Genomic DNA, 13,172 nt, shown 5'->3' with positions numbered 1-13,172 from the left:
TGCCGAACACCTCAAAGACACCGACTCGGAAAAACCGGAGCACGCCCCTCCTTTACCCGCCGAGATGACGCGGGCCGTCGTGAACGCGCAGATCGCTACCTTCGATAGCGCCGTCGCGGCCGACCAACAAATGCTCTATCGAAGATGTCGAGTTCAAGGATGGAGAACGAGTGCCTATCCGAACTCTGCATCCAAATCCGGAAAGTACTCCGCCAATTCCTCATCGGTGAAGTCATCAATCAGGAGATCGCGCCCCGTGATGAGCAGCGCATCGGCGACCGCCTTACCCTGGTAGAATTTCCGCGTGCGCTCGTCGCGTTGAGCGCATGCCTCGAGGGCCGCCTCGACGCCCTCGGGTCCGAGCTTTCCCAACTGGGTATGCACGAGGGTCCGGGAGATGTGCTGGCCTGTTCCGAAATGCGTCCTCCAGGCGTGGCTCACATACGCGTCGAACACCTGGCGTTCGGACCGCAAAGCGAGCAGCGGACGCTGCTCGCGGATGGCCCTTTCACGGACGACGGGCAGGAATGCCTCGTCGAGTCCGCGCAGGAGCAGCGCATCGAGAAAGGGCGTCAGGAAGGCCGGCAAACGCCGACGCACAGGTGCCCGTGTCTTGTTCGTGATGAAAGCCACGAAGTACCCGGTCCCGTCCCAAATGATGTCCCGCCCCCAGAAAAGACATGTGTCGGAGAGTCGGACGGGAAGGAGGACGAAGAGCGCGAGGCTTGCGGCTTGGTTCAATCGCGTCATCCGCCAGGTCAGGGTGCGCTCAGTCCGGGATTTCGCCAGTTGCTCGACGGCTTTTTCGAGAATCGTCCTGACCGGGCCGATCTCGGCTGCCTTACGGTGCTTAAGGGCGAGCACCTTGTCCGAATCCTGCTGCCGCCGGGCACGGGCAATACGAAGGGCCTCGACAATTTCTGCCGGCGCCGAGGTGTAGCGCGCAAAGCGGAGGAGCGCCTCGATCCGCATCTCATAGGTTGCCGGCCGGCGGTCTTTCCCCGTCGGCGACTTCGTCGTCGTGAGGAACTCAACGTAGTCACGGATGGCGGGGAGCGACAGCTCGATCGGCCGCCCCCGGTTGCGACTGCAGCGCGCCAGCTGGCAGAGCGCCGTCTCGATGCCCTTGATGATCGAGGGCGCGGGACACTTCATCTCGGGATGATGACGGCCCTTCTTCATCTCGGCGAGCGCCTGCTGCCAAGCCTCCGGAAGTTCATGTGGATAAACCGAGATCCGGCGCGGCTTTTGCTGTCGCGTCTTTCCGCGGGGCTTCTTGCTGGCGAGGATCCTCTTGGTGGTGATGGCGTTCGGAAGCTCGATCGTGATGCTCGGCACGGCGGGCATTTCGAGCAGCTGGAAAGCCTCCTGCAGATCTTTGAGCGGTTCGGGGGATTTCTTGTCCGCGAAGTAGGCCAGGTAGTCGCGTTCCGTGGGCTGAGCGATCCCGTTCCGGTGCAGATGGGCCAGCCACCCATCGACGAGCTTCAACCGCTCGTAGGGCACGGCGTCCGTGTTCACGCGCCCCAGAAGGGGCTGCCACCACGGCGCCGCCAGGATGTCGATCCGCATGGGCGCGCCGGTGCGGCGCCGCTCGTGGTCGAGCATGGCCTCGCGTAGATCGCGGTGCAGGGAGTGCTCCGGGGGAAGAAGATGGCCGAAGGCCACCACGAGACGGCGGAGTGTCGCCACCCTTCCGGACTCGGCGGCATAATCGAGGAGAAGGCGCCTGTCGATTGCTCTGACGTTCCGCTCGCGAAGCCACCGCAGGAAGCTGTCCGCCGCAAGAAGATGGGGCTGCGGGATCTCCGCGAGGTTCAGGTTGCGGAACGGATGCCAGTGGTCGGCGGTCAGATCGAGGTGCCTGGCCATTAGAGATCCTCCGCCAGCACTTCCCCAGCGAGGATGTGCAGGCGTTCGGTGTCGATGAAGCCGTAGTTGCGCTTGACGATCGCCTCCGTGTCCCCGAGCCGGATGGCCGCCAAGGTCCAGTCCCCCGGACGCTTCGAGATGATAATGGACGCCTGTGCATGGCGCATCTTGTGCGGCGTCATCTCAGGCAGGTCTTCCTCGCTCACGGCCGGGTACCACCAGCCCGTGAAGGTGCCGTAGGACAAGGGTTTTCCGGCGTTTGTCACTGCAGGAAACAGGTATTCGCTGGTCGCCGCGTGCGGAAACAGCGGCCGGATTGTGCGGATGAACCAGAGGATCGTCTGGAGACCGCGCAGGCGGCTGGTGTGGAGGATGGGAACATCGATCGGCTTCCCGTTCTTGGTGCAGGCGGCGGGGATCTGCAGGCGCCCATTCTTCTCGTGACGGGTGGGCAGTGTGAGCCAGGAATCCGGCCCGCCGAACGTGATGTTCAGCGCGTTGTCGACCCGGATCGGCGCGGCATCCGTCTCGATGGCGGCGAAGCAGGCGATCGTCCCGTACTGGCGCGCGAGTTCGATGTGCCGTTGACCACCGTTCCGACCCTTGGCCTTGGCCTTGGCCAGTTCTGCCTCGGCCCGCTTCCGCCAATGGATGTGGAGTGACATGATCCGCATGCGCAGCGTGCGGTCCTTGAGGATCCGGCGGCAGAACTTCTCCGCCTTCGAGGTCATCCTGCCGCGGGCCTCGACGCCATCCTGAAGCCATACTGACCGGGATTTCAGTTTCCGCGCACCGCTGCCGTCATAGCCGTTCTTATCGAGGAAGGGAGCAATGCGCTCGAAGTATCCGACGGCCGTGCTGCACGAGATGGCGCGCAGATCGTCTGCGGCGTCCCATTGCTGCCACTGGGCGAGGATCCTGGTAAGCCAGCCGCAGTCGAAGAAGGCAGCAATCGTGTCGGGCTCACGCTGGGGAACCTGGAGAAGGAACAGGCCTGTCGCTACAAACTTTCGAGCCGCGTAGTAGATCGGGTCAGGCACGTTGCCGCCGAATCTTTCTCCGGTTGTGGGGTCAATCTTGCCGCGCGACGCGATCTCGACCATGATGTGCAACTCTTCCTCGAGGTGCGGCGGCAGCTCCTGGCTCCGATGTGCCAGGACGGGCTTGCGGAAATGCAGTGGCTCCTTTGGCAGCCATTCGGAGAAGTCGCCCCAGTCGACCGCGCGAATCCGGTCGAGGAGCACCGCGGCGCGCAGCACAGTCTCCCTCTGACCTTTCACCGCCTCATGAAGATAGAGGTCGAGGACCAGCCCGTTCGTGAGGTGGTGCGGCTCGTATCCGCGCCGACGCGCCAGGTTGGCGAGCACGCCGAGCGGGATGATCTCGTTGAAGGTCAGCGTCGGCGAGGGTCCGTCAAACGGACGCGTTGCAACATTCCGGAGTGAACTCATCAGGTGGCGCCAGCCGTCATCCCGCGAGCGCCGCTCGCGCTGCGCGGCTGTCTCGCCGCTCGCGCCGTTGAAGGCGGCCACCACCTTCCGCGCCCAGGCGGCCTGCGCCTTGACGCTCTGGAACTGATCTGGATCGAAGGGCATCGCCTTGAGATCCGCCCGGAGCTCGGCCCAATCGAGGGTAAAGATCTCTCCGGAGGTTGCTGGCAACGACTTCAGACGCTCGACCGAGCGCCGGTAGTCCTCCCGCGTGTCGTCCGCAAGCGGCGCCGTCTCGAGCCATTTGAGGACGAAGGGCACGGCGCAGATGGGCTGCGCGTCCTCGAGAAGTGTGGCGCATTGCGTGGTGATTGTGAACGGATCAAAGCTCATGTGTCATTCCTCCGATTTGTCCGTTGATTGAGAAGATTGGCCGAAAATCGTGAACCAAAACGGAAAAATGACAGACGCCTTTCAAGTGTTGGAAGGTGATATTTGGGACCCGTTTGTCATTTTGGCCGATGTTCGTCATTGTGTCCGAAACCCGTGATTTCCGGCCGTTAACTGGGCGGTTTTGGCGAAAGGATTGAAGATTGCAGGCGCTGGAATCTGGTCGGGCACTCGCGCAGCGGCTTCCTCGCGCTCCGCGATCTCCTCGAGCCTGCGGTGGTTGCTCCTTACGTACGTGTTGTAGACCGGCACGGGGCGCCCCTTTTCCCATGCATCCATCTGCGCGGCCCGCCAGAGACGCGTCTTCGGACCAAACTCGATGGGGTCCGGAAACTCGGCATCCGGCTTGTGGTGGCGCCGACGCCGGGCCGTGCGGTCCGACCGTCCAAGGACTTCCGCAATGTCTTTCATGGTCTTGTGGGGCAGCTTGAGCTCGGCCCATTGCCGCTCAGGCGGAGGCGCGAGCCCTTCTGCGCGCCAGATCGACAGCCACGGGTAACCATGGCCGGTCTTGCGGATGCCGAGCTGGCGCGCACGTTCCTCCGCAACGCGGACGGACTTTGCGCGCCAGTAAGTGCGCAGCTCCTCCGGTGTTGCATGTCCTGGATCGCGGATCTCGGGATTCGTCATCGGTCAGTCTCCTGATGACGAGGAACTGGTTCCGTTGCCGGCAGGACGGAAATCGGTACGGATAGAAAATCTTCAGCACCCGAGAATTCGGCAGATCAGCCGTCACATTCTCACGCTACCGATCGCGCTTTCCTGCGACGTTCGACTGCGCGGTGTGGCGGGACTGCCGCCAGTTTCTTGAAACGAGCGGACTGCAATCTTCTGTTGAGTACACCGGCCCCTTTCCGGATTGGCGTGCGGTCGCTGGATGAGACCGCAGACCAATCCGGAAGTGGTGCCGAGGATTTGAGAAAGAATACCCGCGTGACGAAGGAGGGCACGCAGCTTGATGCGACGGGTCTATGGAAGGGAGCCCTTGCTCCCGCCCGATCGCCGAGACCGAAAATGCAGAAACGCCTTCCAATGCCAGGGTCGATCCCGACGGGCAACGCCTACAACATCCTCCTTCATCTCGAACACGGGCCACGAGACGAGCGGGACCGGGTCCTGCAGATCGCGCGGGAGGGTCTCGCCGCCGCGCGGCATGCGCGCCGACACCTCCTGTCTCTTCAGGGAGCCGTCCCCGACGACGCACAGCTCCTGGTCGATGTCGTCTGCGACCACATCGCCGCGAGAAACACGTTCGGAGACGCTTTTCGAGAGGCTACGCAGAGGCTGTGCTGCGACATGCGCAGCTGGGGACTTCGCGACGAGGAACTCTCGACGATCCTCAATGGCCTCGAGCGTGCGCTCGAAGCCGCAGAGACCGTTGCCGATTTGTCGGCCGCCGCGCTGGCCCTCCGCCCGTATATGGCGCCATAGGGACAAGCCTCCGAGAGATGTTCGGCGCCCACGGCAAAGTGCCGTGGAACGCCGAAATATGGTGATCTGAGTCGTGGTTGGCAGTTTCCCTCGCGTGTGCCATTCCGCAACGGCAATGCTGTGAAGCGACAATGTATGCCTAAGCAACATCTCAATTTCGCCGGGTAGTGTTTCAGTTCCCATTGCGAGTCCAAGACCGAATGCCTTCCTCGGCAAATCCTGTTGACAAGCGGCAACGCGAAGGTGACCCTGACAAAAGCTGTCACCTAAAAAGGGGGTTTGGATGTCCTATTCGAAGGCGACTGATCTCCTCCGCCTCGCCGATATGGCCGCATCGAGGTTCGAGGGCGTCTCTCTGCGCGACGTGGCTGAGGAATTCGGTTGTGACCACCGAACGGCGCAGAGGATGACGCGCGCTTTCGAAACAGTCTTCCCAAATGTCGATGTCCAAGACGATCCGGAGCGGCGGCGGCACTGGCGACTTCCGAGGACCGACCTTCGTTGGCTTCAGGCACAAGGTCTTCGTGACGGCGAGCTGGCATCGCTGGATATGGCAGCACGGCGCGCTGAACGTGACGGTGCGCCGGATGAGGCGCGCCGATTGCGCGGAGTCAGGGATCGTCTGCTGGCCGCGATGCCGCCCTCCCAGGCTCGGCGGACAGAGGCAGACGCTGAGGCGCTTCTTGAGGCGCAGGGGTTCGCGTCTCGTCCTGGGCCTCGCGTGGTCATGGACATGAAGCTTCTCGGAACGTTAACAGAGGCTTTGAGGGCGCCATGGGAGCTTAAGGTATCCTATCGGGGAGCCCACGACACACGCCCAACGATGCGCCTACTCGAGCCGCACGGTCTTTTGCTTGGGACACGTCGGTACCTCATTGCGCGACCCTCAGACGGAGATGGCATCATGCGGCGCTTCAGGCTCGACCGGATCGAAGACGCCGAGATCACGTCCCGAAGCTTTCGGCGCGATGCGGATTTCGACCTGACGGCGCATGCCGCACGTGCCTTTGGTTCTTACCACTCCGAGAGTGAATATGGTCCGGTTGTCTGGCGTTTCGCACCGGAAGCGGCGGAAACTGCAAGGAAGTTTATCTTTCATCCTGACCAGGAGATCACCGAAGAGCCCGATGGATCGATCACGGTCCGCTTCTCCGCCTCAGGACTTCTTGAAATGGCGTGGCATCTCTACACTTGGGGCGACAAGGTCGAAGTCCTCGCGCCCGAGAGCCTCCGCGAAATCGTGAGCCAGCATCGGCGGAGCGACTTTCCATCCTTACCGTGAATCTCCTTCTCAAATCTGCATATTCTTGCCGCGTTTTCGCCCTATCCGACATCGAACTTGGACACTCGCGCGTCCGAGGTTTGCGGATGACAATTATTGTCACCCACCAATGGTATACAAAAAAGATGTGGAATCTCAGTTTCAGGCCGCTCCAAGATGCACTTCGACGCATCACCAATCCGCGAGCCGAGAACCGCCATCACACGGCATCGGTCTGCAGATTCATGGACTGCAGACCAAGTGAGCGCGAGCAGGGGGAATTCTGAATAATGTCGTTTCTGGCATGGATTGACTTCGACCAGGCGGATCGCGACAGAACCCGTCGCATCATGGACCTCTTTGACAGTGAGGACAGTCGCGATGAGCTTGGGCTGGGCTCGATCCGGGATGCGATTTCCGACCTCCTGTTTCCCGGGACCAGCACAATCCAGACCCGTCTGAGGTACATGCTGTTCGTGCCATGGATATACCGGATGGCGGGAACACGTCCTGGGCCGGTCGAGGCGAAGCAGCAATATGCACGCGCCCTCGAAATCAGGCTTATCTCTGCCCTTGAAAGATCGCCATCGGGTGATCAACGGGGAATAATCGGGTCGCAGGCCCGGGAGCGACTGAAGCGTCTGCCCAGCGACGTCTACTGGGCCGGACTACTGACACTTGGGATCCGACGCTTTCAAGGCAGCAGAAGCGCCGCCCTTGAGGCCGCGCCCGATCAGGCGGATCTCCTGTGGGCCCCTGGCCTTCCGCCACCACCTGTCGGCTTCCTCGAGGAAGACGCTGGAGTTGGTTTTTCTTTGACCGTCGATGAGGCCGGGTTCATCCGAGACAGACTGGCGCGGGAAGCACCGCAGAGCCTCTTCGCGCTTCTCGCCCGACAGGAAACTGCCCCGGTCTGCGCGATGGTCTGGGAGCACCCGTGGCGGGGTGACTGGCCCGCCGGGATCCAAAAACTGGTGAACCATGCCGAGTTGTTTGCGAGCCTCATGCACGGCGCCTCCCTGCTCTACAATCTGATGCTTTCGGAAAGAGCCGCAGTGCTGCATGGCGCAATTGGTTCGGCGTGGAATGAACGTGCGGAAACCTATTCCGCACGGTTATCGGATTGGAGAGGATCGCTCCGTCACGCCGCGCTGCTCGACTGGAATCTCGACGATCTGTGGGAACAGACCCTTCAGACAATCCACGTTGTGAAGCCCGCCACCCGGCGCTTCGTCGCTGATTGGCGAGCGACCGTGGTTCGGACCGGCGGCGCCATCGCCAATGATCCTGACGCAAGGGCCCTCGTGCAAGACAGAGAAGAGAGGCTGAAGAGGCTGAAGTCGCGGTTCAGCAATGACGGCGCTCTTGCCAGATGGGGCGGCGCATCGGGAACGGCACCGCTCAGTTTTCGATGGCCAGTTGCGTCCAGCCACCTGACGGACTTGGTAAATGCAGGGTAGCGGTACGTTCGACCCGGAGAACCGGGCGCTCTACGCCGAGATCTTGAGAGCCCCGGTGGGCTACGAACTCGATGTGGCGCTCGCGACGACCTATTCCCTCGATTTCGAGACGGCGCTGGTGATACCGGCAACTCTTGCCTTCCATGCTGCCGAGAGTCGGCAACAAACGCTCGACACGCCCCTCGCCCTGCTCGAGGGTCTGGAGCGTCTGGCATCTCGAATCGCAGTCTTCTGCGAGGCCGGTCGGATCAAAGCTGTTCCGAAGGGGTTTAGCCCGTTAACGGCGCTTCTTGAAGACACCGTAACCGAGGTCTCCGCCCCCCTCGGCGGCGTCTTCCACCCTAAGCTCTGGGTGCTGCGCTTTACGCCCATAGCCGAGACGAGCCCGCCCAAGCTACGCCTTGCCATCCTGTCGCGTAACCTCACAGCCGATACTTCATGGGACTTGTCGCTCTGCCTTGACGGTAGCTCAGGTCAGGAGCCCGTGAAAGCAAACGAGCCGCTTGTCGAGCTCTTGCAGGCCCTTCCCGGGCTTGCCGCCGGCCGGGCGGCCCCGGCCCGAACTGTCGAGATAGCAGAAGGCCTTGCCCGCGACGTGGCGTCCGCTCGGTGGGAGTATCCGGAAGCGGTTCGCGAAATCTCCTTCGCGGTGAACGGACTCGGGGGTCCTGCCTGGACACCTCGGATCGGCAAGACCCTCGGAGTGATCTCGCCCTTCGTTTCCGACGATGCGCTTGTGGCCCTTGCGAGACATGTTGAACCGAACGCGGCCTACCTTCTCTCACGCGGCGAGGAACTGGCCCTTCTGGACGAAGAAACGCTCTCGCTCTTTGGGCAGATCCGAGTCCTCGACGAGATGGCTGAGACCGAGGATGGCGAAGAGACTTCGGAGCCGGACATCGCTGCCGTTCCGGCGCGAGGTCTCCATGCAAAGGCGTATCTCACCGAAGTATCTTCAAATACCGAGATCACAATGGGCTCCGGCAATGCGACGGTCCCTGCCCTCATGAGCGGAAAGAATGTGGAGATCTTCGCCACGCTCCGCGGCCATACCCGCGATCTCGGGACAGTCAGCGACCATTTCTCGTCCGAGCGCCTTGGCCGATACTTGCGTGAATTCGTACCCTTTGCGCCGCCGGACACCACGATCGAGCAGGCGGCGACAGAACGGCTGGATCAGGTTCGGCTGCAGCTCGCCAAATCCGGTCTGGTCCTGACCTGCGAGGAAATCGGCGAGCGGCGGATCGCTTTGCACCTGACGGCCAGACACCCGACCGTCATTCCAGTGAATGTTGAGATGCGCCTCTGGCCGCTGGTGGCAGGTTCACAGAATGGAATTGATGCCCAGCACCTCGATGAGCGAGCGCTTGCTCTTGGACAACTTGCCCTCCGCGATGTCACCAGGTGGCTTGGCATCAGGCTTCGAGATGCTGCGACGGGAGTTGAACAAGCTTTCACGCTCGGGGCCGACCTCAAGGGTCTGCCTGACGCGCGCACAAGCGAGATATTGCGATCCATTATCGAGAACCGCGAAGCCTTTCTGAGGTACCTTCGCCTTCTTCTCGGCGACATGTCAGACCGGACGAAGATGCTTTTCTCTGCCGGCACCGGCCGCACTGCCGCTGGAGCATTCGCCGTGGGACAGGACGGCCACCTCCTCGAGGATATGGTGCGCGCGCTGTGCGGAAATGGACGGCAGCTGCGGGATATCGAGCGCCTGATAAATCGCTTGCGTGACGGAGGGGCTGACACGCGCGATGTGATCCCGGCCGAATTCCTCGATCTGTGGGAGACTTTTGAAGCGGTAATCAAGGTGGGAGACAGCACGCGTGTCTGAACGCTTCGAAGCCGGGCCAGCATTGCGATCATTGAAGGCGTTCCAACTCGCGACCGTCGACTATGTGTCCCGACGGCTCCTGAGTGATCCTGATCGGGTGCGCCATTTCCTGGTGGCTGACGAGGTCGGCCTCGGCAAGACCATGGTGGCCCGTGGCGTTATCGCTCGAACGATCGAAGCTCTCCAGGACAAGATCCCACGCATCGACGTCATCTACATCTGTTCCAACGGCGCGATCGCAAAGCAGAACGTCGCCCGCCTCAACGTCTTCGGGGGCACGCGGACACGTGTCCTTCCGACACGGCTCACCATGCTCGCCGTCGAGCTCGCACGCGCGGGCGGGATCCGCGAGACAGGCGTCAATTTCTTCAGCCTCACGCCCGGGACATCTCTCGACCTGAAACAGGGCGGCGGCATGAAGGTCGAGCGCGCGTTGATCCTGCGTCTGCTCTGGGATCTCCTTGACGACAGGCGGGCGGTCGCTCGCATGTTGCGCGGATATGCCGGCAAGGAAGGGTGGCGCGCAGCACGGGTGTGGGTGAACGCGCAAGAGCTCGAGCCGCAGATTGTGGACCGATTTCGCCGCGCCGCGGAGGCGCGGCCCGAACTTCTCAATGAACTCGAGGAGTGCGCGCAGGCCTACAAGGGTTTGCGCGGCAACGATACCGCGCTCAACAGAAAGCGCGAGCGGATCGTTGGTGAGTTCAGGACCATCCTTGCTCGGCAAAGCGCAGAGGCGCTGGAACCAGACCTGATCGTGCTTGATGAATTCCAGCGCTTCACTGATGTCCTTCACGGCGGCGGCGAGGCCGCTGAACTGGCCGCGAGACTTTTCAACGCGACAGACCCCGAGGGCAATCAGGCGCGGGTGCTGCTGCTTTCGGCAACTCCATACCGAATGCTGTCGCTGCGTGACGACAGCGAGGACGCCGGAGACCACTACAAGGAATTTCTCGACGTCCTCGGCTTCCTATTCGGACCCGGGCGCGGGGAGACTGTGCGTCAGGAACTCGAGCAGGAAATGCGCCGCTTCCGGTCCGCCCTGCTCGGACTTCCATCGGACTATCGAGAGGCGCGCACAATAAAGGACGGTATCGAACACACCTTGCGCAAGGTCATTGCACGGACGGAGCGCGTTTCTGAAACCGCTGAGCGCGACGCCATGATGCGGGACGCCAAGATCGAAGTGACCGTTGCACCTGATGATCTTGTGGAGGCGCGTTCAATTGCCCGCATTGCCGCCGCGGCCGATGCGCCCGAAACAATCGAATACTGGAAATCGGCCCCCTATCTTCTGAGCTTTCTCCGGGACTACAAGCTTGGGCAGAGATTGGAAGAACGAAAGGATTTCCCATCAGAGGCTCTGATTGCGGCAATTCGCCAGGCTGGTTCCGCCCAGATCGATGTGGATGCCGTCGAAGCGTACCGGCCAATCCCAGTGAACAATGGACGGATGCGGGCTCTGATGGACATCGCCAGTCGCGATGACATGCAGCGTCGCCTCTGGATGCCTCCAAGCCTTCCGTATTTTGGTCGTCGAGTGGCGGCAAGCAAGCTTCTGGTGTTCTCCCAGTGGACCATGGTTCCGGATGCGATCGCCGCCCTCTTGTCCTACGAAAGCGAACGTAAGATGGGGATGGCTGCCCGCTGGAGCACCTATTCCGCCACACACTCGCAGCGCCTGAATTTCCGCCGCGATAAGGAAAGATTGTCCGGACTCCGGGTCTTGCCGCTTGTGGTTCCCTCGCCAACTCTGGCCGCCGCGGCCGACCCGCTGGAGATCTTCGGTGGGGAACCCGCTCTACCCGATGCCGCCGCCATGAGGGATGCAGTCCGTCGCAGGCTCGTTCCGGTGGCCGAGCAGCTCATCAGCCGCATCGCGCCCTTGCACCGAGGATCTCCGCCTGATCGGAACAGCGACGAAGCCGGTGAAGAAGGAGAAGCGGCGGCAACCTGGGACTGGGCCGGCGTTGCCGCACTCGACATGCGGAACACGTCGTTTGCGTCCTGGCTCGGTCGGGGAGGTCTTCTTGCCGATGTTGTACGGGAAGACGGGCAGAACGCATGGTTCGAGCATCTCGACGCGCTTCGCGAAACCGCGAAAGCGGAGACGCTGCGGGGCACGCCGAGCCAGGAGCTGGTGCTTGACCACTTGACCGATCTCGCCCTCGGAAGCCCCGCCACATGCGCGCTCCGGGCACTCAGCCGCCTCTTTCCTGATCTTCGGCTGGACAACCCGGAGATGCTCGACGCTGCAGCGCGTGTCGGGATGGCATTTCGCAGCCTTTTCAACCAGCCTGAAAGCCAGGCTCTCCTGCGCGCCGAGACCGATGAGTTCTACTGGAAGTCGGTGCTTCGACACTGCTCGGAGCAGGACCTACAATCCGTACTCGACGAATATGTCCATGTCCTGATCGAGGCGGAAGGCCTTTCCACCGAGGCTCCGGCGGAAGCCCTTATCGCGCTTGCGCAGAAGATGGACGAGGCACTGTCGCTGAAGCCTGCACAGATCGAGATCAAGTCGTACGCAGTGCGTGGCGAGAGCCTCGAGATTCAGCGCCGCCTGACAATGCGCGGTCGTTTCGCAACCCGCCTCTTGCAGAAGGTTGGCGAGGACCGTGAGGTGCAGCGTACAGATACCGTCAGAACGGCCTTCAATTCGCCGTTCAGGCCCTTCGTTCTCGCGACAACGTCCATCGGGCAGGAAGGGTTGGATTTCCACCACTGGTGCCACCGGCTTGTACATTGGAATCTACCCGGCAACCCGGTCGATCTCGAACAGCGTGAGGGACGGGTCCATCGGTTCAAGAACCATGCCGTCAGGCTGAATCTCGCCTCGCGGTTCTCGGCAAGCCTGCGTGGCGCACGCGGCAACGCAGATCCCTGGGCCATCATGTTCGATGCAGCCCATCGCGAGGCCAAACGTCCAGGCGACATGGAACCGTTCTGGCTCCTTGACGGTGACACAAAGATTGAACGGTATGCCCTATCGCTTCCGTTCAGTCGTGAGGCGACACTCCTTGCGCGGTTGAAGCGCTCAGTCGCAATCTACCGACTCGCTTTCGGTCAACCACGGCAGGATGACCTCCTGGCCTTTCTGGAGGCAACGAACGAAGACGTCGGGGGCCTCGATCTTGCCGCTCTGCAAATCAGTCTCAGGCCGCCGCCAATGCCGCAGATATCGAAGAACCCTGGAAATGTAGCCCATATCGATCTGAGTGATGACGACCCAGCCCTGTCAAGCCAGAAGCCTGCCCCGGCAATTACGTCAATTGGCACAAGCCATTCGTCTTCATTCGCCGATGCCCTGAACGAGAGGCGGGAGTAAACAGATGGGTCAGAGGGCTTTGCGCGCCGTGAGCTGGCGAGTGCAGGCGGCGGGGCAACAACCAGAGAAGTTCGTCGGAACATCTCTAGATTCTGCTCCACAA

At 61.8% G+C, this 13,172-nt stretch carries 8 protein-coding genes; 5 read left to right on the top strand and 3 right to left on the bottom strand.

Translation table 11 applies throughout. The features are described 5' to 3' along the window. Positions 1-174: 174 nt before the first annotated feature. The 3 genes from ACRDNQ_RS03785 to ACRDNQ_RS03775 form a co-directional block, all read right to left on the bottom strand. Positions 175-1,872: a hypothetical protein gene (locus ACRDNQ_RS03785; RefSeq protein ID WP_431827295.1), complete on the bottom strand. Its 1,698-nt coding sequence runs from the start codon at positions 1,870-1,872 to the stop codon at positions 175-177. Next, positions 1,872-3,695 (bottom strand): hypothetical protein, encoded by a 1,824-nt coding sequence (locus ACRDNQ_RS03780; protein ID WP_431827294.1) that lies wholly within the window; start codon positions 3,693-3,695, stop codon positions 1,872-1,874. The genes ACRDNQ_RS03785 and ACRDNQ_RS03780 overlap by 1 nt, the downstream gene beginning before the upstream one ends. Before the next feature lie 135 nt (positions 3,696-3,830). Then, entirely contained in the window at positions 3,831-4,382 is a 552-nt protein-coding gene (locus ACRDNQ_RS03775) for a hypothetical protein (protein WP_431827293.1), read from the bottom strand. A gap of 384 nt (positions 4,383-4,766) precedes the next feature. Between ACRDNQ_RS03775 and ACRDNQ_RS03770 the strand changes: the two genes are divergently transcribed. From ACRDNQ_RS03770 to ACRDNQ_RS03750, 5 genes are all read left to right on the top strand, one after another. Further along, complete coding sequence (locus tag ACRDNQ_RS03770; RefSeq protein WP_431827292.1) at positions 4,767-5,183, top strand: hypothetical protein; 417 nt, start codon at positions 4,767-4,769, stop codon at positions 5,181-5,183. A gap of 283 nt (positions 5,184-5,466) precedes the next feature. Next, positions 5,467-6,465, top strand: coding sequence for a helix-turn-helix transcriptional regulator (locus tag ACRDNQ_RS03765; protein WP_431827291.1), 999 nt, complete (start codon positions 5,467-5,469; stop codon positions 6,463-6,465). A 269-nt stretch (positions 6,466-6,734) separates the two neighbouring features. Beyond that, entirely contained in the window at positions 6,735-7,904 is a 1,170-nt protein-coding gene (locus ACRDNQ_RS03760; protein WP_431827290.1) for a DUF6361 family protein, read from the top strand. Continuing rightward, positions 7,894-9,741, top strand: a complete 1,848-nt coding sequence (locus tag ACRDNQ_RS03755) for a phospholipase D family protein (protein WP_431827289.1) — start codon at positions 7,894-7,896, stop codon at positions 9,739-9,741. The genes ACRDNQ_RS03760 and ACRDNQ_RS03755 overlap by 11 nt, the downstream gene beginning before the upstream one ends. Beyond that, positions 9,734-13,069: a helicase-related protein gene (locus ACRDNQ_RS03750; protein WP_431827288.1), complete on the top strand. Its 3,336-nt coding sequence runs from the start codon at positions 9,734-9,736 to the stop codon at positions 13,067-13,069. Before ACRDNQ_RS03755 ends, ACRDNQ_RS03750 begins: the two co-directional genes overlap by 8 nt. Positions 13,070-13,172: the final 103 nt, after the last annotated feature.

It is taken from the genome of Saliniferula longa (assembly GCF_050789285.1).
Lineage (GTDB): Bacteria > Pseudomonadota > Alphaproteobacteria > Rhodobacterales > Rhodobacteraceae > CAVPWP01.
Note: the sequence above shows the minus strand (reverse complement) of the source record. Positions and strands in the feature narration are given on the sequence as shown.

Coding starts and splice junctions, on each gene's coding strand:
- ACRDNQ_RS03785 (WP_431827295.1), bottom strand. CDS start 1,872: ATGGCCAGGCACCTCGATCTGACCGCCGACCACTGGCATCCGTTCCGC.
- ACRDNQ_RS03780 (WP_431827294.1), bottom strand. CDS start 3,695: ATGAGCTTTGATCCGTTCACAATCACCACGCAATGCGCCACACTTCTC.
- ACRDNQ_RS03775 (WP_431827293.1), bottom strand. CDS start 4,382: ATGACGAATCCCGAGATCCGCGATCCAGGACATGCAACACCGGAGGAG.
- ACRDNQ_RS03770 (WP_431827292.1), top strand. CDS start 4,767: ATGCAGAAACGCCTTCCAATGCCAGGGTCGATCCCGACGGGCAACGCC.
- ACRDNQ_RS03765 (WP_431827291.1), top strand. CDS start 5,467: ATGTCCTATTCGAAGGCGACTGATCTCCTCCGCCTCGCCGATATGGCC.
- ACRDNQ_RS03760 (WP_431827290.1), top strand. CDS start 6,735: ATGTCGTTTCTGGCATGGATTGACTTCGACCAGGCGGATCGCGACAGA.
- ACRDNQ_RS03755 (WP_431827289.1), top strand. CDS start 7,894: ATGCAGGGTAGCGGTACGTTCGACCCGGAGAACCGGGCGCTCTACGCC.